Raw genomic sequence first — 19,571 nt, forward strand, 5'->3', positions numbered from 1 at the left:
CCCGCTGGCTCGTAGTCTCGCTTCCCATTGGAGCGGGCACGCACCGCCTGCAGCGGAAATAGGTCAATCTCGTCGAGGCTAACAGAATTAAAAAACCTCCCGCACATAAAGAATGCGGACAGGTCCGCGCCGCCCGCATAAATTCCCGCGCCTCCAAAAGGCATACACGTCCACCACCGTAACCACGCCCGCACTGAGGGAAAGCCTGTCGGACAAGCAGCTAAGGAACGTACGTTGAACAAGCGCCTTCACACGTGAGACTACCGCGCCCGCTCCCAACAGAGCTCATCTCAATGGCTATCGGCAGGAAGAAAGCCGCTCGGAGCGAGCGATCACTCATTCGCTTTCCCCAAAGACGAGTTTCTTGCTTATCCGATTCAAAATCCTCACGCAAAAACGAAGAGCCGTTTGGCTATTAGACCTTCGATAGGCTACGCAGTTCGTTCACCGAACAATGTCATAGCTGTAGTCGGTCTCCGAAACAGCAATAGTGCTAGCGTCCAAGGCTTCAAAATATTCATCCAGTAGCGCCATAAGAATGCGCAGACCGCCAGCGTATCCCCAAGTAGGGTACCGATGATAGTGGTGACGGTCAAAAATTGGAAACACGAGCCGAACGAGAGGTGTCCCGGCATCGCGCTCCAAGTATTTTCCGTATGTGTTGCCGATCAGATAGTCCACCGGCTCCGTGAATAACAAAGAGCGCAGGTGCCAGAGGTCACGCTTCGGATAGACTTTGCATCCTACACCATATGGCGACGCATCGAGCAACGCCTGCACTTTCTCAGCCCAAGCATCGTTACCGTTTGTCGATAACACGTGGCTTGGTTCAGCCCCAATCTCGAGGAGAAATTGGGTGTATCCCAGCATCTGGTCCGGATCACCATACAATGCGTACCGCTTACCATGGAGGCTTGCCTGACTGTCCGCCATAGCGTCTACGAGTTGACCTCGCTCCTTTTCCAGTTCAGCTGGTATCGGCTTACCGGTCACCCGTGAAATCTCCATAAGGAAATGGTCAGTGCCACCAACGCCAACTGGCGCATTTAAAACCACGACATCCTGACCCTGTTCAGCGATAAACTTACTTGTTCGTTCGCAGCAGAACTCCTGGAAAACGAATGTTGCTTTAGCGTTCAGTGCGCGTTCCACCTCCTCTTTCGTTGTCCCACCTTGATACATTCTGAACACGCCATCCGTAGGTGTGTTCCAGGTTTCCGACGGGTCGCAGATAATGTTCACTTTTACGCCGAACAGATCAAATATTCTCCTGATTTCGCGCATGTTTCCGACGACAAAGCCATCAAAGCCGCCGATGAAGTTCACACTGTCGTCAGGCATTCGTACCAGCGGGTTGGACGTTCCTGCCCTACCGCCCCAAAAGTGCTTCAGGATGCCCAGTAGCGCATTGTCATAACCCGTCACGTGACTACCGACAAATGCTGGCGTGTGGGCGAAGGGCACGTCGTAATCTTCAGGGACGCTGCCCTTCTGCTTGCTGTTTTTGATGAATGCATCGAGGTCGTCCCCGATCACCTCCGCCATGCATGTTGTGGATACAGCAATCATCTCGGGCTTGTAAAGGTTGTACGCGTTAGCCAGCCCATCAATCATGTTGTTCAGGCCGCCGAACACCGCCGCATCCTCAGTCATAGAGGAACTCACACACGAAGTCGGCTCCTTGAAATGCCTTGAGAAATGTGAACGGTAGTATGCAACGCAGCCTTGAGAACCATGAACGAATGGAAGTGTCTTGTGAAAGCCGTTTGCTACAAACACGGCTCCAAGTGGCTGACACGCCTTGGCCGGATTCACAGTCAGTGATTCTCTTGCGAAGTTCTTTTTCTTATAGTCTTCTGTCTTAGTCCATTCGGAAAAATCCCTTATCTTTTCCTCGGGATCCTTAAATTCAAACTCTTTCTTCTTATTCTGAAAGAGCGCCCTGTATTCCGGCTCCCGGAAGAGTAGTTCATGGTCGAGAATTTTGTCAGTCGATTGTGGCATCACTCACTCCTGTACGTAAGTTCCAAATAAACGTTCGCTAGACGCGCCCGCCGCTGCGATCTCTGTGCTCATGTTCGATCTTTCCACGGCGTCTTCGCGAGGTTCCATACAGGACTTGAGATGGCAATGTCCATATCACGGGCGAATATCGCAAATCCGTCGTAGCCGTGATAAGGGCCTGAGTAATCCCAGCTATGCATTTGACGGAACGGTACACCCATTTTCTGGAATACGTACTTCTCTTTGATACCAGAACCGACAAGGTCGGGGCGCACCCGGTCTACGAATCTTTCAAATTCGTACCCCGTCACATCATCATAGATGAGTGTGCCATCCTTTAGATAATGCGTCGTTCGTTGGTAATCGTCATTGTGTGCAAACTCATACCCCGTTCCGATAACCTCCATGCCTAGATCCTCGTATGCCCCTACAACGTGCCGCGGGCGTAATCCACCTACAAAGAGCATCACCTTTTTACCTTGCAACCGAGGCTTATATTTCGCAGTGACGGCATCAGATACCTTGCGGTATTTAGCGATCACCTTTTCTGCATTTTCCATAATCGCATCATCAAATCGACCTGCAATTTCACGCAAGCTTTTCTCAATCATTGTGGGACCAAAAAAATTATATTCTACCCATGGGATGCCATACTTTTCTTCCATGTGTCGACTGATGTAGTTCATCGATCGGTAACAATGCAACAAATTCAGCTTTGACCTTGGGGTGTTCTCTAGTTCCGCCAATGTACCGTCACCCGACCACTGTGCGATGACCCGCAAACCCATCTCTTCAAGAAGAATTCGACTTGACCACGCGTCTCCCCCAATGTTGTAGTCGCCTATGATAGCAACGTCATAGGGTGTCGATTCAAGCGCGAGACGCTTATTGGAGTGAGCATCGAACACAAAGTCGCGGATCGCGTCGTTTGCCAAATGATGACCGAGTGACTGCGACACACCACGGAAACCCTCGCAGCGCACAGGTACGACGGTGTGCCCGCCATACTCCTTACTCTTCTTCTTTGAGACAGCCTCAATGTCGTCGCCGATAAGACCAATCGGACATTCTGTCTGAATAGAAATCCCCTTGTTGAGCGGAAACAATTGCTGTATCTCATCAATGATCTTGTCAAGCTTCTTGTCACCTCCGAACACTATGTCCTTCTCCTGGAAATCAGAGGTGAACTGCATAGTAACGAACGTATCGATGCCCGTGGTGCCAACGTAGTAATTGCGACGCGATCCCCATGAGTACTGGCCACAGCCAACGGGCCCATGGCTTATATGGATCATGTCTTTGATCGGCCCCCATACCACGCCCTTTGATCCAGCATACGCGCACCCGCGAATCGTCATGACCCCAGGCAGCGACTTGATATTCGACTTCACCCCGCAATCTGGCTTGCCTTCCTCGAATGAACTTAGGTGCTTGGCCCGTCGTTTTCCCATCTTTTCAGGGTAAGCCCGTAGCACTTCGTCAATGAGGGCCTTGTTAGCGGCCTTCCGTTCCTCAACCGTCGTGGTCATCGCGTAGTCCATAGGTAATCAACATGCTCGTCGCAAATAGCCGCCGTGCGTGCACGGCGGCTGTCGTTCAAGCCTGACTAGGCAGTAAGTTCTGACGCAGTCTTCCCAACTTTTGACTCGTCGATCTGCACCAGAATCCCCTTCGCCATCAAGAGATCCTCCAACTGGTCCATCGTGATTGGCGTCGGAATAACACCATTTCCGCCATTGTTATGGATCTTCTCGGCAAGCGCACGATACTCCCCTGCCTGAGCGCAGTCTGGCGCATACTCAATGACGGTCATTCGACGCAGTTCTGCATGCTGGACTACGTTGTCGCGAGGCACGAAGTGTATCAACTTCGTGCCTAGCATCTCCGCCAGCGATTCTGCTAGCTCAAGTTCCTTGTCCGTCTTTCGCTCGTTACAGATCAACCCACCCAAGCGCACGCCGCCGCTATTTGCGTACTTCAAAATTCCTTTAGAAATGTTGTTTGCGGCGTACATCGCCATCATCTCGCCAGACATAACAATGTAGATCTCTTGGGCCTTGTTTTCACGTATTGGCATCGCGAAACCGCCACAGACGACATCGCCGAGCACATCATAGGAAACGTAATCAACACCGTCATACGCGCCGTTCTCTTCCAGGAAATTGATTGACGTTATAACACCTCTGCCTGCGCAGCCAACCCCCGGTTCAGGCCCCCCCGACTCGACACATCGGATGTCCTTGTAACCAATCTTCATTACGTCATCCAGTTCAAGATCCTCGACGGATCCCGCTTCAGCCGCAAGCGAGAGGATTGTATCCTGTGCTTTAGCATGCAAAATAAGCCGTGTGGAGTCCGCCTTTGGATCACACCCAACGATGAGAATCTTCTGCCCGAGGTCGCTCAGCGCCGCTAGCGTGTTCTGCGAGGTAGTCGACTTGCCGATGCCACCTTTACCATAAAAGGCAATTTGCCGAAGGTTAGACATTGTGATACTCCATTTTGAATTGAAGGTGTAGCTAGAAAACCATGGTTTGCAAGGCCACGATCATGTCCTCAGTCTGCGGTGTTTCCCTATGGTCTTCTTCTTTCAAAAGCACGCATCGGCCAGCTCGTGTCCGCGCGACCGCGTTAGCGCAGCTTTCGTGCCATGTCGCTAAGAACTCCAGAAAACCCGCGAAATCGCGGCTTTCCGGAACTTGTTGTAGCCCTAACTATGAACCATGGTCCGCGTCGCGATACTGACAAACCGATCGCACTGTGTCGAAATACGTCGCTTGGCAACTAACACGCCCTCGCGTCGCCCCCACTGACCTATTAACTTGAATCATTAAGGCTGGCACAGCCTGTGTGAAACAGAGACGTGTTTGGCAGCTTCACGCTAGCCATCGGACAATTTCGTAAAACTGAACGGCAAACGCCGTGCCCAGCGGTAATGTAGAATACCTTATGCTTTTTTTGGAAATCCATCGTAACCACGTACGGAGAGTCGTCGTACATTCGAGAGGTCCTAGAGAAGAGACCCCGAGGTCGACTTAGCCGTTGTTTAGCCAACTTTTAAACCATTATGGTCGTCTATGAGAGGCCATTTCCTCACTTAGTAAAGATGAAATCCATTCAGTTATGAAATCCCCCATTCAAATATTATGGTAATGTTATCCATCTTCATTGGATGCCCAATTTTCCGTGAGGATCAGCATATTCGCGTGGCTTGGCTCCGATGTTATAGAAATGCAGACGCCCGTGGATGCACCAAAATAGACGCGCCGCCCAGCCAATTCTATAACCGGTCTTTCGTACCGCATTTCGAGATCGCTCACCCGGATTGCACGAACATCCGGATAGCAGCTTTGCCACTTAGCCGCAACTTCGGGAAGTGATGATTCCTTGCGAATCAATTCCGTTATAATATTGATCTGATCGCCAGTGAGCGCCATGTCATTTGCCTCCAGAATCAACTCTTCTAGCTTCGACAGTCACTGGAAGCCTAGTATCTGGCGCCATCTCTGGTAACTGAAACTGCCAACCATTCCCAAGCTTAACGAGGCCGCCCCACATTTGATCCTTCGTCATGGAAACTATCGGCTCTTCAAGGTCCTTTCTTGGCAGATATGCCTTAAGTGTACCTGTAATATCCTTTCGAATCATAATTTTCATTTTTGGCCTCCAAAAACGGAGAAACTGGAAACACAGTGTATGGCAAACACTCCGTTACAAAGGATTTGTCAGGTTCACCGCCATGCATTGACCTTCGCGTATTGAAAAATTCTCCAGACAAACCACACACATTTTGTCATTGCCCCGACAAGCATAATCGACTCATTACGTACAAAAGGACCTGTAAGGACAGCTTACCCGTTTGGTCTGGTTCCGCCACATCTCGCCGGGGAATCGATCTCTTGCGCGACAACAGCGACAACAGGCAGTTTCTCTTAGCCGGCAAAATACCGCCGGTTCGTCTGGATTCCATACAACAGCACGCCGGCACCTTTTAGCGATCGACTCCCCCCTTGGAATTTAGAACGGCCCCGTCAAAAATTCCCCCGTCTGTGATGGACGGTGGACCCGCGATGTGGTCACGTATAGGCGCGCATACGCCTTCATTTAAGTAGTCCAGAGTGCAGAGTTCTCTTGCGCGCATGCCAACGCGACGATCATCCGCGACGAAGTGAACAGCATAGATGTAGAATCGTTGCAGAAAGGTGTCGATTCTAGTGACGTAGCCAATATCTCCTTTATTCACGATAACTTCGCCAATGCTTTTCCCAAAAAACGTACCATCATTGCGAACCATCGACCGTGCGATTACGCGCTCGCCAACCTCAAACCTAGGTTCAAAGGCTATTTCAACGGTGTCACCCCTCTCGGAGTTACATAAGAGCTGCTTTGGCCTCGACATCGCCTTTCCCCGAGATCAGTCTCTAAATTAGCATCCACAAACTTGCCCTCCACTATAGAAGCATGTTCGCACCCCACCGACGATGTAACGCCGACGGATCCTAGTTCCATATTTTCCGGCAATTCATAGTTTCGCTACCGGTAAGGCTTGAGCCATGAAATGAACCAGATCGATAAACACGCCTTCAAGAAGAGCGCTATGGCCAGGCTAAGCCGTTACTATGCAATCGTCCACGGGGCACACCGACAGACACTGCGGAAAATCGAGTCCCTCGCACATAGTGCACTTCTTAGGATCAATTGCCAACACGTCACCTTTCTCACTAATGGCAGCATTTGGGCACTGCGCCTCGCACGCCGAGCAGCCGGTGCAGGCTGAGGCAATAATCTTCAAGGCCATAGATACGCTCCTTACAATTTAAAGTACGGTACTACTCCTCCGCGCTTGCATGGCCTTTGCACATCAAACGGTCGTTGGAGCCTTTTAGACATCCTTTGCCTGATCATGCGTCTCGTCGCAATGTTTACGCAGCGATCCGCCACCAGCCACACGGCTTGAGTAATCATTGAACCAAGATCGTGCTGCGACCTCAACAATTTCCCCCGCGTACTGCTCCACCGACTCGATGCCCGCATCGGCGAGTTCCTTACGCGGACAGATACCAATTTTCGCCACAAAAATGGCATGACAATCGTTGATCGCGCGTATGATACGTACTAGTCGTTCATCGTCACCGTACCCCCCTTGGCAATACAATTCAACCCGGCGGTAACCCACAAAGTGCGCGCCAGAGGCGCTAACTTCGAAGATTTTTAGCTCAGAGATATTCCCAAAGTGCCCATTCACGCGACCCCGGCCTTTCGTTGCAACGGCGATATTGACCTTCAGTGCTCCTGTCGCTTTCCTGACCTTGGTTAAGGCTGGCACTTCCCGCTTTGCCTCACGTTGCGCCATGAGCTCAGTCTCCGTGCGGAACTGGTACTCTTGGCGGATGTTTCGGTCATAGCCGATATCCATCTGCTCGATACTCTCCAGTGAAAACTCGGCACCGCGATCCTCATCCAAGAGTCCTACCGCGTCCGCTCGGCACTGCCGGCAATGCCGCATCAATTTCAGACCGCCCGAACAAGCTTCCTGTACTGTCCTCAATTCACGGGAGGTAGGTCCTCGTGGTCCGTGCAGGCCGAAGTACGTACCGTGCGACGGGTCGGAGATTAGCGGCATAATGTTGTGAAGGAACGCACCTCGCTGTTTCACAGCACGATTTACCTCAATCAAATGTTTATCGTTAATACCCGGAATCAACACCGAATTAATTTTCGTCAGTACGCCTCGTTCTGTTAGCATCTCGAGCCCTTGCATCTGCCGCTCATGCAACACGCACGCGGCGTCCGTCCCTGTCAACCGGCGACGGTTCCAAAAAATCCACGGGTAAATTCTTGCCCCGACAACCGGATCGATCATGTTGATGGTTATTGTCACATGATCAATGTTGTATCGGCAGATGTCATCCACAAAGTCAGGCAACGCGAGGCCATTGGTTGAGAGACATAGTTTGACATCGGGAACTCGCTCCTTAAGCAAACGGAACGTCTCAAACGTGGTTCCTGGGCTCGCGAGCGAATCACCGGGCCCAGCAACACCCACCACCGTCAGTTGCGGTATGCGACTCGCGACAACCATCACCTTCTTCACTGCCTGCTCTGGCGTCAGCTTTCTCGACGTAACGCCAGGTCGCGACTCGTTTGAACAGTCGTACTTGCGGTTACAGTAGTTGCACTGAATGTTGCAGGCGGGCGCAACCGCTACATGCATGCGCGCGTAATGGTGATGCGCTTCCTCTGAGTAGCACGGATGATCTTTTATCTTATCCCACACCCCCGGCCGCATCCCCTCGGCCTCTCCAGGCGACTCGCACTTCAACACGCTGGCTCCAACAGACGGAGTACCCTCGCCCCGTAGGGCCGATGTTCTGCTAGTTGGCATTAGGGGCACAACTTTCTCCCCGCCTTCAAAACAGGCAGCCGATGGTCGCGTGCACGCCCTATTTCGCATAACTCTTTCCTTCACATCGAGAGTAGTTGTACATCCGCCAAAAAGCGAAATCCGTGCCATCGCGCAAGGAGCATCTCGACCGGTATGAGGGCGCAGCATCTGCCGGCGTTCTATAAGTTCGACAGCAGCGCATTCGTCTTGCGTGTGGGTTGAAGCCAGCTCGAAGCTCACTGCGAAAACAGGGTAGCTAAATTGGCCTAATACGGCTCCCTCTTCTCGGCACCCAGCAGCTTGTCCGGACAGAGACATTCGCGACACGAAAAATGTGCGAAGCCCCCAACGTTTACTGACAGCGTCGCCGCTGCCGCTCTTGAAGATAGCGCTCCAGCTTATTGAACTCGGCTGGCACAACGCTTGCTCGACCGTGTAGGACCAATGAAGCGCAAAGGCAACTACCGCGATGCTTAAACCGATTATTATCGAGAGAACATTGTCCGGCCTAAAACGGCCCGCAATGAGCCTTTATCGGATAGAAGAAAATTGTGCGATTGCCGGCATACTCGCGCATGGAGAAATTCCGGAGCTGCTTACAGCAATATTTGCAATGGGTGATGAGGAGATAACGCTTATCGATGCTACTGGGGACATAAACCTCAAGCCGGCAACAACAATTTCCGGCTGCTCGACAGACACCAAGCAAATCGCTGCCCTGTGCTGCAAAGCTGAGTTTGTATACTTGTCCATCTCCGTTTCCGATCGCTATTTTAACCATCTGCGGCTGTCGCGAATTTTGGCATTATCTCTGATCGCGTACCTTATCCGGAAGATAGAGGAATGCCACACAGGAAGCTCTATTCGTATGGCAAACCTTGCGCGTCCGCACCCTTCATTCCTTGTGGAAGTCGCGCTGCGCCCGAGGATGTATGGTGAACAGTGGATCCAATTCTCCAACAAAGTTGGTGCAATTCTCCAGTTTTCGGCCTACGACCTCATTGCAAGGCTGCACGATGTAGAAATCTATTTGCAACATGATGTCGGTCTCGCTACCGCACATACACTAGCTGCGCTCAACTCCAGCGCCCCACATGTGAGCCCAGCGGTAAATGGCATGGTTCACCCGAAGGGCAAGGCAGCGCTCAAGGAAGTCGTGACGGGTTCACGGCATTTGATTGAGCAGGATACAGGTGTCGATAGTAATACGTTCGTCCAGATCTCTTCTCTTGCCCAAGATTCGTCTCACTGGGCAGTGCCGTCGAAAAAAATAAGAACGCATATGTGCTCCCATCGAGTTAGGCGTTGGGATACACACTCCCGCGTATCCCATTTCGATTCCCGGCTGAGACGATGCGACAAGCACGATGCATTGCCTGCTAAGACGCATCCGCACCCAGATTACAAAGATTCGGGTAACTCTGAGGCCGTTTTCCAGGACCGAGTAGTTACAAAAATGTTGTTATCGCGACAACGCGAGCAGGCGCCGGAGATATCAAGCAAAGCCAATGATTCCTATTCTTAGCGACCATAGGTTGTCCATGTAGCGTTAGCTAACAATAAACGTCGGCCCGTCGAAATAGCGCGGCCCGCATCTACGTCACACACCCTATTTTTAACCTACTTCAAAGATATGCAAGGACACCTCCATCAGCAGCAACACCTCTCTTCGACTGAGGACTTTTTTCGGCATTTTGACATCGCATTCGACGAAACAGTTTTGAACGTTAGCCGTCTACATATCCTAAAAAGGTTCCTCCAGTACATCGAGCAACAAGAAGAGCCTCCCTTGGACAACGGCACCGCGCTGTTCGAGTTTTATCGCAGCTTGTTGCTCAAAGCCTACAACGATTTCGTGTCGTCAACGCCAGCGGAACAGAAGGTTTTCAGGTGTTTTGGGGAGGCAGAAGCACGAAGGTACGTTAGCCTTGACAACCTTCGCGCTTCGGTGGGAAAGCGCGACACCGTCTGACGCGGAGAAGGAACCATGCATATTGTTGTCTGTATCAAGCAAGTCCCCGATTCAGCGCAGATTCGGGTGCATCCGGTGACCAATACAATAATGCGCCAAGGCGTTCCAGCTATCATCAACCCATACGACCTCTTCTCACTAGAGGAGGCGTTACGGCTGAAGGACCGCTTCGGCGGACGACTCACGGCGCTATGCATGGGGCCGCCCCAGGCCGAGGACGCGCTACGCAAGTGCATCAGCTTCGGCGCTGACGATGCCATACTCATTACCGACCGCGCTTTCGCCGGAGCTGATACGCTTGCGACGTCCTACGCGCTTGCCGCTGCCATCCAAAAGATCACGACTCAACAAACAGTGGATATGGTCTTTACCGGTAAGCAGACCATCGATGGCGACACTGCGCAAGTCGGACCTGGTATTGCGACACGGCTCGGCTTCCAACTGCTTACCTATGTATCAAGGATCGTTGAAACGGATTTAAATAAGCGTTCAATCGTCGTCGAGCGTCGTGCGGAAGGAGGCGTGCAAGTGCTTCAGACCACGCTGCCTTGTCTCATAACGATGCTTGAGAACACGAACGAATTACGTTTTGCAACACTCCCCGCGATGATACACGCGGCGGCGGTTCCGATACGCAAATGGAATCGAGAACAAGCCGGCATCACTGACTTGAATAGGATTGGGCTCAAAGGCTCGCCCACCGTAGTCAGCAAAGTCTTCGGCCCAGCGCAAAAGGACGAGAAAGCCGAAATTCTGGAAGTGGGTGCCGCGAACCTCCGCGAAGTCTCCCACAAACTTGTTCAAAAGATCCTGGCCCGTCATCCAACATTGGAGGCAGACCTGTTAATGAAGAGGTTCTCATGAATTCCCCCGTTAGTTCACACAATATGCCGAACACCACCGTTAGAAGGGGCAGCAACCGCCACCTTGAGTTGCCTGAGCACCTGAAAACTTACAAGGGTGTATGGGTGTTCCTTGAACACGATCAGGGTCAGGTTCATAGCGTGTCGTGGGAGCTCCTAGGAGAGGCATATAAGCTCGCAGACAAGCTGGGCAGTGAGGTAGCAATTGTCGCGCTCGGCGGCCCTGAAGAGCCCCTTGAGCAGTTTGCAACTGAAGCATTTGGTTTCGGTGCAAATAAGGCGTATGTGATCCACGATCCCGTGTTGCTGGGGTATCGGAATGAACCATTCACGAAAGGATTGACCGATCTAGTTAGCAAATATCGTCCGGAGATCCTGCTTCTCGGGGCGACCACTATGGGTCGAGATCTTGCCGGCTCTGTGGCAACGACTCTTTCGACGGGGCTGACGGCCGATTGCACTAGCTTGAGCATAGACTCTACCTCGCGCGCTCTTGCGGCCACTCGTCCAACCTTCGGTGGCTCACTTCTTTGTACGATCATGACACTTGCATGCCGACCTCAGATGGCGACGGTCCGTCCGCGCGTAATGGCGATGCCGCCAGTTCAGACCGGCCGTTGCGGAGAGATTATTCATGAGCAACTAGGTATGATCGAGTCCGACATCGTGACGAAGTTGCTCAATTTTATTGCCGATTCAAAAAGCAATAAGATTAACCTTCCTTATGCGGATGTGATTGTAAGTGGGGGAAAGGGCCTTAAGAACCCTGAAAACTTCAAGCTGGTCTTCAATCTGGCGCGTGTCCTCGGCGGCGAAGTGGGTGCGACTCGCCCCTGCGTGCAAGCTGGCTGGGTCGAAGCCGAGCGCCAAGTAGGGCAAACGGGTAAAACCGTTCGACCAAAACTTTACATCGCCGCAGGAATTTCCGGTGCCATCCAGCATCGCGTCGGGATGGAAAGTTCTGACGTGATCGTGGCCATCAACACTGATGAAAACGCACCAATCTTCGACTACGCGCATTACGGTATCGTAGGAGATGCCATGCAACTACTGCCTGCATTGACTCAAGCTTGCGAGGATCACTTGGCGCAGCATAAGTCCAGACATATGAGGGTAGTCAAATGACAGAACCTTTGCGTTTTGACGTAATTGTCGTTGGCGCAGGCCCTTCCGGAAACGCCGCTGCCTACTTGATGGCCAAGGCCGGTCTAAAGGTTCTCCAAGTTGAGCGCGGTGAGTATCCGGGCAGTAAGAACGTTCAGGGAGCGATTCTCTATGCGAATGCCCTCGAACAAATTATCCCAGAATTTCGCGACGACGCACCGCTCGAGCGGCACATCATTGAGCAACGCATGTGGATGCTCGACGATACGTCGTTCGTAGGCACGCACGTACGAAGCGACGACTACAACAAACCACCGTACAACCGTTACACCATTATCCGCGCTCAATTCGATAAATGGTTCTCATCAAAGGTCCGAGAGGCCGGCGGATTTCTCATCTGCGAGACGACGGTGAATCAACTGATTATGGATGGAGATCAAGTTGTCGGCGTTCACTGCGACCGGGAGGAGGGTGACGTGTATGCAGACATTGTGATTCTCGCAGATGGCGTCAACTCAACTCTCGCCCGAAAGGCAAAATTTCACAGCGAAATTGAAGCGCATAACGTTGCGCTCGCTGTCAAAGAGATTCTCTTTCTTCCCGAGGAAACCATTCGCCAGCGCTTTAACGTTTCAGGGGACGAAGGCGTCGCTATTGAAATGGTCGGCCGCATCACCAATGGCATGACGGGCACGGGCTTTCTTTATACAAATAGAGAATCCCTGACCATCGGCGTTGGTTGCATGTTAAGTGACTTCAAGAATTCCGTACACCGCATGAGCCCTTATGAGTTGCTCGAAAAGATGAAGCACCACCCCTCGATAGCGCCGCTAATTGATGGAGGCGAAATGAAGGAGTACTGTGCACATCTGATTCCAGAAGGTGGCTTCAATACGATTCCAAAAGTATATGGCAATGGATGGATGATAGTGGGCGATTCCGGAGGCTTCGTCAATTCCGCGCATCGAGAGGGGTCTAACCTAGCAATGACGACAGGCCGCCTTGCTGCTGAAACGGCAATTCGAGCAAAGGCCATGGGTCGTGGCTACCGCGCCGAGGTACTTTCTGCGTACAAGAGCGCGCTCGATAGGAGCTTCGTGATAAAAGATTTACACAAATATCGCCACATGCCAGAGATCCTCCGACAGAACCCCCAGTTCTTTACGACGTATCCTGACCTGCTCGCATTCGCAGCACGTACGATGATTACCGTGGACGGCATCGATAAGACGACGAAAAAACATGAAATCATCGGAAAGTTTCGAAAGAGCCGGACTCTGCCCGGCCTTCTTGGCGACGCGTACAAACTCTGGAGGGCATTTCGATGAGAAAAGTAATAGTCAACATCGAAGAAAAGCTATATCAAAACCGCTATCGCGTGGATGTAGGTAGGCCACATATCCATGTCAAGAACGCGGAGGTATGCGCCAATAACTGTGCCGACAAAAGCTGCACCTACATCTGCCCAGCCTCTTGCTATCGCATTGAGACCAACGGTGCCGTTACGCTCATTACCGACGGCTGCCTCGAATGCGGCAGTTGCCGCATTCTCTGCACCGACCACAGTAACGTCGAATGGGAATACCCGCGAGGCGGACATGGCATCCAGTTCAAGTTCGGCTGAGTCCACAGCGCAATGAAATGAGCAGTATTGACCATACTGCTGCGCCACATTTACAAATAATCTCAGAACTTCTTCCCTAAGCTGAATCCTGCATACCGTCTGAGACGTTAATCCAAGTGGCCTTCTGTATGGACTGCTTCTTTATGATGCACGTGCGCCCAACTCACCATTCCGGCGGTCATCGCATCAGCCTGGAAGCAAAGACACCATCCGGCGCCCCACCTTGCAGGAGAGAAGAATGAACCTCATTACCGATATCGAATTAGCCGAATTTTTTGGCAGCACTGCCACTCCCCCGGGCATGCAGTTGATTAATACAATTCCGGAAGGGGGAAATGACGATGCGGAAGTAATTTTATGGACGACAGTTCTTTCCTTCCCCACCTGCTTACCACCGTACTATATGCTGTATAAGTTACAAGCAAGCTGCGGCAAGCTTCGAAAAGCGCGGGAAGTCGCAGGCAAAGCCCTGGTAGCTGCTGCGCGCCAGGCGTCTATCAACATTGATTGGCGGGCAGTATGGCCTGGCGACGCTGACTTCACTATTTCAGGCCCTGCTCGCTTCTGGCTCTTTACCCTAAAAGCCCAGACGTTATTTAGTATACGGCTTGGCGAGCATGCCATGGCGCTCCAACTGATGAACAAACTTCGCTGCCTGGACCCCGACAACAGCATCGGTTTAGATATCGTTGATTCCTTTCTCGCTCGTTCACCATTGAGATAACGCCAACTGATATGAGTCTCCTTATCCTTTTTATATGTTCCGGCCCTGACAGTTCTCTACTTGTAAAAAGCGATTATTTTTTCGTCATTCAGGCCCAAAACAGTCTCCGAAACTGGGGCAAACACTGCAACTCGGAGCCCTGCACACGTATAGCGCATCACGCTCACATAGCTGTTTGTAGAGGAACTTTTTCCACTTCATTCCATGGACGTTCTTTTCGGCAAGCATGGGAAACCAGTACCTCAGAACCTCTAACAGCGCGGCCCGGGATGGAAGGCGTAAGTTTTGCCAGAGATGTTTGTCTTTCAAACACCCGCAAGCCAATGCATGAGAAACACAGCGCACCTCGATGGGTGTACCGGCACTCGGATCTGCGTGTGCCTCAAGCAAGGCTACGAGTTCTTCGACTTCGTCATAGTACATCGGGTCTGGCGCGTTTGCCTCCCTATTTAGCTCCAAAGATAAGGCATACTCGGCACCTGGAAACCAGTGTGCAAGCAGCCACCTAGTTTCATTGGCGTCAAGTCCTATTATGGGGAGGCCATGTACATTTCCTTCCTCTAACGTCGACGAAATGGCGCCAGCTAGCGTCAGCACCGTGCAGTCGTCGTCATCTACCGCGTGACGCATTAGGGTACTGTGAAAATTCATCTTCGTCATAACAAAGGCCTAAGCAGGCGCGTGCGTATAACATTTTTTTGGACAAATCTTCGCGCAAGCGGTGCAACCTATGCAATACTCGCGATGCAAGATTGTCATAACCTTCTTCTCAAGCTCCTCCTCATTCTCGTTCTCCCCCTCAAGGGAAATATGGCTGCCATCCTCGCTCACTCCAACCAATTGAAGGACACCGCGCGAACACACACGAAAACATCGGCCACAGCCGATACAATTATGATGATCGATAGAATTTACGAAGCTCGGTGTCCAGATCGCGCCACTTGGTAGCACTACAGTAAAGTTGTCATTCACGTTTGCATTCTCGCGATATTCACTTATAAGCCAAGCCGGCGGTTTTCCGCGCCTCCATCAACGCGGCGTGGATTTCGTGGCAGCGTCTGGCAACCACTAAAATTTTCTCCCAACTGGCCGGCAACTCTTCGGATAAATCGTGTAGATCCATCTTGGCTTGCACCGCAAGCGTGTTCAATCTTTTCAAACGAGCTTTTGTTGCCTCAGGGTCATCTATCCTGTCTTCGCTGTCAGTTTCAGCACCAACAGTTATTTGTGGCGGAGGATAGTCCTTCTCTTTGAGGTAGGCGCGATTATTCGCTAACCCGTCGTCCGCGCCCAAATCGTATGCCGTGCCCGAATCCTTCTTGATCACCTTCCTTAACCACGGAGGCGGCGTCCCCTTCAACACCTCCTGCAGCTTTCTAAGGATCGTTTCAATAGGCTCCGCCTTTGCCACCTTGATAGGGTGGATCTTCAGCGCAACAACCCGCGCGGCTCCGGCACCTCCAATCGCGGCGACGTACAATATCGCGCAGTCATGGATTGCTTCAAGCCTTTGACCCAGTTTCTCTTCGTTGTCGTGCTTCTGTGGCGTGTCGCTGAAATCGAAAGCCTGGATGAACCTGTGCGCGGCGGCTGTCACGTCATAGACGAGTATATGTTTCGCCCACCCAAAGTGGGCGTCAACATGCTCCTTATCTTGCGTAGCGAAGGCGATTTTCATGTGCCGTCTCCTTGTAGGATCACATAGTGGCTGGAGGAAACCTTGAGATCAGATCACCGGTGTTTCCGGAGCGCGATGGGTATTGATCGTGGATAGGGGCTAATCCTTCGGTGCGCGGAACTGGATTCGCTCGAGCATCAGATTTGCAATCTCGAAAATCAGGTCCATCGTGCCTCGATATCCTATCTGACATCGATGTGCATTTCCGACGCGGTCGAATACGGGGAAGCCTACGCGCATCAGCGGCTTACCGAGTCGCGCAGCCATTTGGCGGCCATGCGAGTGAGTGATTAGCACGTCGCAATTGCCAGCCGCACGTTCCATGTCTTCCAAGTCGCCCAGCACTACTTCGCTTGCGGGCAAAAGCGCATGCGCTGGAGATGGGGTCGTGCTGACGCAGACTGATAGTTCTGCCCCTAGCTCGTGCAGCAGTGACCCAACCGAAAGGAGCATGTCCGGATCTGCACCAATCGCAACCTTTATACCCCCCGTATAGAAGTGACTGTCCAGCATTGCATCCAGAAGTTGTTCACGCTGCCGACGATACTTCTCTGGAATGGCTCGCCCTGACAACTGCGCGAGAAGCCGCAATAATCGATCGTTAGGTTCTAGACCCGTGAGACGTTCGAAGATTTCAAATGGCGTGCCACATATTTCCTGTAACGCTCGCGCACCAGCACGAGTCTGCTCTCCAATGCCAATTGTGAAAGAAGATGCCCCAGCAGCGCGGATTTGTTCGAGCGTGGTTCCGCCCCGCGTTACGCCACGCCATTCTGAATCAAAGTGGCCATCGAGCGAACCGGAAATGTCAGGGAGGATTATTGGGTCTAGGCCAAATGACTGGACTATCACGCGTAGTTCTTCAACGTCGCGCGGCGATAAATGGCTTCCCGGCAACACGCTAATTTGTCGATAAATAGCAGGCAGCGGCTCTACCAGCTCCATGACAATCTCCACCACAGCTTTGCTGTAGCCGTCCTCGAAAGCGCCAACATAATCTGGCGTCGAGACATACACAATTTCTGTATTGAAAAGTTCTGGATTACCTTTGCGTATAGCTCTTAGATGACCATCGAGATCCTCGCCATTGGTCTCGGTGAGACCTGTTGAACAGACCACAATGATTCTCGGCGCCTCGCGCTTTCGGATGTTAAGCAATGCCGTCTCGACATTATCGTATCCGCCCAAAACCGCAGAGATTTCATCCATTGCGGTAGTCTGCAGCGGGATTGCTTCCTTGAAATGTCGCGTCAGCAAAACCAAGGCAAACGACGTGCAACCTTGTGAGCCGTGCAATACGGGCATACAGGCCTCAAGCCCCATAGCCGCAAAGCTAGCGCCGAGCGGCTGGCTAGTCTTCAACGGGTTTACCGTGCAGGCTTTTTCAGATTGGATCACGATAGCCATAATGGTCTCCTCACTTTCCTAGACCGCCGCCACGCGTAGAGATGTACTTCCTGGATTCTGTGGCGGCTTAGTATTCCGAGTACATTAGCTGTGCCGCGAATCTTTTGACCAGTCGACTTCACCTCCGTTATTTCACGGCGCTGGGATTCGCACCTGTTGCCACACCGGGTTGTAAATAGTACGCTCTATCTCTCGGATCAACTCCACGATCCCTTCATACCCGGCATACGGATGATGACGTTCTTGATTTACGTCAAGCCAAGGCATAAGCGCCTTCAATGCGATAAACTGTGAGCGCCCACCAGACAGCATGATGTCGGCCTTTGCATCGTGCAATAGCTTGTACATCTCGCGCGCCGTCATGTTATCGAACATGAGCGCGTCCTGTCCGAGGATCCCTTTGATTCTTTCTTTGTCTTCCTTGGTACTCTTCTTCACGCTTGTGCCAATGATTTCTAAGCCGGCCTCCTGTAACGCAGCCACAACTGACCATGATTTCACGCCACCTGTGATTAGCAGCGCCCGTTTACCTTCAAGACGCGCACGGTACGTGGCAATCCGCTCCCATGCCCGCTCCTCCTGAGCTTGAATCAGGCGCTCTGTACTGTCTAACAGCTTTCCAGATGCCCCTCGCTGCACCAACAGACTCGCGATCTGGCGGAGAGCGTTGCTTGTGTCGCCAATTCCGTAGAATGAGCACTCAAGGTATGGAATCCCATAACGCTCTTGCATCTTAGTTGCCACATGGACCATGGACTTCGAACAGACCACCATGTTTGCTCTGGCCCGATGCGCGCTCGCAATATCGCTGTACCGGCCATCGCCAGTTATACACGACAAAAGACGGATGCCAAGTTCGTCCAAGAGCGGCTTTACCTGCCATAACTCGCCTGACAGGTTGTACTCGCCGATTACGTTGATGTCTGTGGGCGTTGTATATGCCGGCTCACGGGTACCTATCACATAATTCAAAAGCGCCTCGCCGCCAAGCTTATTGCCGAGGTTCTTTGATCCAGCGAACCCAGGCGCGTGCACCGGTATAACTGGCTTACTGAATTCTACTGAAGCCTGCTTGCACACTGCATCTATGTCATCGCCGATTAACGCAGTAACACACGTTTGATAAACAAAGACCGCAGGTGGATTGTACTTTTCAATGATCTCGCGGACGCTACGGAATAGACGTCGTTCACCCCCGTAGATCACGTCGAACTCATTGATGTCAGTCGTGAAGCCAGTGCGATAGAGCGTCGGCCCTGATGAGGCCGCCTGGCGGTTGTCCCAAGAGTTGCCTTCGCATGCGATTGGTCCATGCACGAGGTGCGCCACGTCAGCTACAGGCTGAAGTGCAATTTTTGCCCCATCGAAAGCGCAGCCCCCAGCGGCCGCGCCCGGTGAAAGCTGCCTTGAGCAGCCCAGCTTTCGCTCTTCCTCGCTCTTGGCCCGGTTCTTCGCACAATTCGGTTGGTCAAAAAGATCGGCAGCCCTCGCCTTTCGCGACATAACGGCTCCATACGCTCTGCGGTTCGCGAAGATCAGCAAGTTGCGTACCATCGTCGCAGCCATGCATTTACCGTTATGCAGCCCTACACGCCCGCTCCCGCGACTGTCGTGGATGGCCGCTCCTGTCGCAGAGTTGGAATCGATCCCGACACTTTGAAGTTCCTCGAGGGTAGACCAATGCGTTGAGTTGTCACAAACTTTTGTCATAGGTGTAGGGAAGCACCCAGGCTGTAGTGGTCAAGTAATAAGACGGTTCTGACCGACGACGGGCCGCTGCGGTTAGACATCCCTCGCGATCGCGACGGCA

Annotated in this window: 20 protein-coding genes; 7 read left to right on the forward strand and 13 right to left on the reverse strand. The window is 52.2% G+C overall.

Annotated features, from left to right (window positions below):
- Positions 1–444: 444 nt before the first annotated feature.
- The 8 genes from nifK to nifB all read right to left on the reverse strand — a co-directional run bounded on the left by nifK (position 445) and on the right by nifB (position 8,458).
- A complete protein-coding gene (gene nifK / locus MKD38_RS29280; protein WP_012354693.1) occupies positions 445–2,004 on the reverse strand; it encodes a nitrogenase molybdenum-iron protein subunit beta in 1,560 nt (519 codons plus the stop codon).
- 68 nt (positions 2,005–2,072) lie between these two features.
- Positions 2,073–3,533, reverse strand: a complete 1,461-nt coding sequence (nifD, locus tag MKD38_RS29285; protein WP_025586731.1) for a nitrogenase molybdenum-iron protein alpha chain — start codon at positions 3,531–3,533, stop codon at positions 2,073–2,075.
- Between the two features lie 77 nt (positions 3,534–3,610).
- The gene (gene nifH, locus MKD38_RS29290) at positions 3,611–4,492 is read right to left on the reverse strand and encodes a nitrogenase iron protein (RefSeq protein WP_012354691.1); all 882 of its coding nucleotides are present in this window, start codon (positions 4,490–4,492) and stop codon (positions 3,611–3,613) included.
- Between the two features lie 667 nt (positions 4,493–5,159).
- Complete coding sequence (locus MKD38_RS29295; protein ID WP_012354689.1) at positions 5,160–5,441, reverse strand: hypothetical protein; 282 nt, start codon at positions 5,439–5,441, stop codon at positions 5,160–5,162.
- Between the two features lies 1 nt (position 5,442).
- A complete protein-coding gene (gene nifT / locus MKD38_RS29300; protein WP_081479548.1) occupies positions 5,443–5,661 on the reverse strand; it encodes a putative nitrogen fixation protein NifT in 219 nt (72 codons plus the stop codon).
- Positions 5,662–5,995: 334 nt separating this feature from the next.
- Positions 5,996–6,403 (reverse strand): nitrogen fixation protein NifZ, encoded by a 408-nt coding sequence (locus tag MKD38_RS29305; protein WP_012354687.1) that lies wholly within the window; start codon positions 6,401–6,403, stop codon positions 5,996–5,998.
- Between the two features lie 207 nt (positions 6,404–6,610).
- Positions 6,611–6,802, reverse strand: coding sequence for a 4Fe-4S binding protein (locus tag MKD38_RS29310; protein ID WP_012354686.1), 192 nt, complete (start codon positions 6,800–6,802; stop codon positions 6,611–6,613).
- A gap of 84 nt (positions 6,803–6,886) precedes the next feature.
- Positions 6,887–8,458 carry a nitrogenase cofactor biosynthesis protein NifB gene (gene nifB / locus MKD38_RS29315; RefSeq protein WP_012354685.1) on the reverse strand — a complete coding sequence of 524 codons (1,572 nt, stop codon included), beginning with the start codon at positions 8,456–8,458 and terminating at the stop codon, positions 6,887–6,889.
- A gap of 400 nt (positions 8,459–8,858) precedes the next feature.
- Between nifB and MKD38_RS29320 the strand changes: the two genes are divergently transcribed.
- From MKD38_RS29320 to MKD38_RS29350, 7 genes are all read left to right on the forward strand, one after another.
- Positions 8,859–9,914, forward strand: coding sequence for a hydroxymethylglutaryl-CoA lyase-like TIM-barrel protein (locus tag MKD38_RS29320; RefSeq protein ID WP_012354684.1), 1,056 nt, complete (start codon positions 8,859–8,861; stop codon positions 9,912–9,914).
- A gap of 108 nt (positions 9,915–10,022) precedes the next feature.
- Complete coding sequence (locus tag MKD38_RS29325) at positions 10,023–10,361, forward strand: nitrogenase-stabilizing/protective protein NifW (protein WP_012354683.1); 339 nt, start codon at positions 10,023–10,025, stop codon at positions 10,359–10,361.
- Positions 10,362–10,376: 15 nt separating this feature from the next.
- Positions 10,377–11,225 carry an electron transfer flavoprotein subunit beta/FixA family protein gene (locus MKD38_RS29330; RefSeq protein WP_012354682.1) on the forward strand — a complete coding sequence of 283 codons (849 nt, stop codon included), beginning with the start codon at positions 10,377–10,379 and terminating at the stop codon, positions 11,223–11,225.
- Entirely contained in the window at positions 11,222–12,349 is a 1,128-nt protein-coding gene (locus MKD38_RS29335) for an electron transfer flavoprotein subunit alpha/FixB family protein (RefSeq protein ID WP_012354681.1), read from the forward strand. The genes MKD38_RS29330 and MKD38_RS29335 overlap by 4 nt, the downstream gene beginning before the upstream one ends.
- Positions 12,346–13,656, forward strand: a complete 1,311-nt coding sequence (locus MKD38_RS29340) for an FAD-dependent monooxygenase (protein ID WP_012354680.1) — start codon at positions 12,346–12,348, stop codon at positions 13,654–13,656. Before MKD38_RS29335 ends, MKD38_RS29340 begins: the two co-directional genes overlap by 4 nt.
- Positions 13,653–13,952, forward strand: a complete 300-nt coding sequence (locus tag MKD38_RS29345; protein ID WP_012354679.1) for a ferredoxin family protein — start codon at positions 13,653–13,655, stop codon at positions 13,950–13,952. Before MKD38_RS29340 ends, MKD38_RS29345 begins: the two co-directional genes overlap by 4 nt.
- A 238-nt stretch (positions 13,953–14,190) precedes the next feature.
- Entirely contained in the window at positions 14,191–14,676 is a 486-nt protein-coding gene (locus tag MKD38_RS29350) for a hypothetical protein (RefSeq protein WP_012354678.1), read from the forward strand.
- Positions 14,677–14,760: 84 nt separating this feature from the next.
- On the opposite strand, the gene MKD38_RS29355 is transcribed toward MKD38_RS29350, so the two are convergent.
- The 5 genes from MKD38_RS29355 to nifE form a co-directional block, all read right to left on the reverse strand.
- The gene (locus MKD38_RS29355) at positions 14,761–15,327 is read right to left on the reverse strand and encodes a nitrogen fixation protein NifQ (RefSeq protein ID WP_081479563.1); all 567 of its coding nucleotides are present in this window, start codon (positions 15,325–15,327) and stop codon (positions 14,761–14,763) included.
- Positions 15,328–15,345: 18 nt separating this feature from the next.
- Positions 15,346–15,648 carry a ferredoxin III, nif-specific gene (gene fdxB, locus MKD38_RS29360; RefSeq protein WP_012354676.1) on the reverse strand — a complete coding sequence of 101 codons (303 nt, stop codon included), beginning with the start codon at positions 15,646–15,648 and terminating at the stop codon, positions 15,346–15,348.
- 19 nt (positions 15,649–15,667) lie between these two features.
- A complete protein-coding gene (nifX, locus tag MKD38_RS31175; RefSeq protein WP_012354675.1) occupies positions 15,668–16,354 on the reverse strand; it encodes a nitrogen fixation protein NifX in 687 nt (228 codons plus the stop codon).
- Between the two features lie 99 nt (positions 16,355–16,453).
- A complete protein-coding gene (gene nifN, locus MKD38_RS29375) occupies positions 16,454–17,761 on the reverse strand; it encodes a nitrogenase iron-molybdenum cofactor biosynthesis protein NifN (RefSeq protein WP_012354674.1) in 1,308 nt (435 codons plus the stop codon).
- A gap of 132 nt (positions 17,762–17,893) precedes the next feature.
- Positions 17,894–19,264, reverse strand: coding sequence for a nitrogenase iron-molybdenum cofactor biosynthesis protein NifE (gene nifE / locus MKD38_RS29380; RefSeq protein ID WP_012354673.1), 1,371 nt, complete (start codon positions 19,262–19,264; stop codon positions 17,894–17,896).
- Between the last annotated feature and the right edge of the window lie 307 nt (positions 19,265–19,571).

This window comes from Cupriavidus sp. WGlv3 (genome assembly GCF_023952475.1).
Classification (GTDB): Bacteria; Pseudomonadota; Gammaproteobacteria; order Burkholderiales; family Burkholderiaceae; genus Cupriavidus; species Cupriavidus phytorum.

What these genes read in the sequence shown, in the direction of transcription:
- nifK (WP_012354693.1), bottom strand. Translation starts at nt 2,004, where the DNA reads ATGCCACAATCGACTGACAAAATTCTCGACCATGAACTACTCTTCCGG.
- nifD (WP_025586731.1), bottom strand. Translation starts at nt 3,533, where the DNA reads ATGACCACGACGGTTGAGGAACGGAAGGCCGCTAACAAGGCCCTCATT.
- nifH (WP_012354691.1), bottom strand. Translation starts at nt 4,492, where the DNA reads ATGTCTAACCTTCGGCAAATTGCCTTTTATGGTAAAGGTGGCATCGGC.
- MKD38_RS29295 (WP_012354689.1), bottom strand. Translation starts at nt 5,441, where the DNA reads ATGGCGCTCACTGGCGATCAGATCAATATTATAACGGAATTGATTCGC.
- nifT (WP_081479548.1), bottom strand. Translation starts at nt 5,661, where the DNA reads ATGAAAATTATGATTCGAAAGGATATTACAGGTACACTTAAGGCATAT.
- MKD38_RS29305 (WP_012354687.1), bottom strand. Translation starts at nt 6,403, where the DNA reads ATGTCGAGGCCAAAGCAGCTCTTATGTAACTCCGAGAGGGGTGACACC.
- MKD38_RS29310 (WP_012354686.1), bottom strand. Translation starts at nt 6,802, where the DNA reads ATGGCCTTGAAGATTATTGCCTCAGCCTGCACCGGCTGCTCGGCGTGC.
- nifB (WP_012354685.1), bottom strand. Translation starts at nt 8,458, where the DNA reads ATGCGAAATAGGGCGTGCACGCGACCATCGGCTGCCTGTTTTGAAGGC.
- MKD38_RS29320 (WP_012354684.1), top strand. Translation starts at nt 8,859, where the DNA reads ATGCTTAAACCGATTATTATCGAGAGAACATTGTCCGGCCTAAAACGG.
- MKD38_RS29325 (WP_012354683.1), top strand. Translation starts at nt 10,023, where the DNA reads ATGCAAGGACACCTCCATCAGCAGCAACACCTCTCTTCGACTGAGGAC.
- MKD38_RS29330 (WP_012354682.1), top strand. Translation starts at nt 10,377, where the DNA reads ATGCATATTGTTGTCTGTATCAAGCAAGTCCCCGATTCAGCGCAGATT.
- MKD38_RS29335 (WP_012354681.1), top strand. Translation starts at nt 11,222, where the DNA reads ATGAATTCCCCCGTTAGTTCACACAATATGCCGAACACCACCGTTAGA.
- MKD38_RS29340 (WP_012354680.1), top strand. Translation starts at nt 12,346, where the DNA reads ATGACAGAACCTTTGCGTTTTGACGTAATTGTCGTTGGCGCAGGCCCT.
- MKD38_RS29345 (WP_012354679.1), top strand. Translation starts at nt 13,653, where the DNA reads ATGAGAAAAGTAATAGTCAACATCGAAGAAAAGCTATATCAAAACCGC.
- MKD38_RS29350 (WP_012354678.1), top strand. Translation starts at nt 14,191, where the DNA reads ATGAACCTCATTACCGATATCGAATTAGCCGAATTTTTTGGCAGCACT.
- MKD38_RS29355 (WP_081479563.1), bottom strand. Translation starts at nt 15,327, where the DNA reads ATGAATTTTCACAGTACCCTAATGCGTCACGCGGTAGATGACGACGAC.
- nifX (WP_012354675.1), bottom strand. Translation starts at nt 16,354, where the DNA reads ATGAAAATCGCCTTCGCTACGCAAGATAAGGAGCATGTTGACGCCCAC.
- nifN (WP_012354674.1), bottom strand. Translation starts at nt 17,761, where the DNA reads ATGGCTATCGTGATCCAATCTGAAAAAGCCTGCACGGTAAACCCGTTG.
- nifE (WP_012354673.1), bottom strand. Translation starts at nt 19,264, where the DNA reads ATGTCGCGAAAGGCGAGGGCTGCCGATCTTTTTGACCAACCGAATTGT.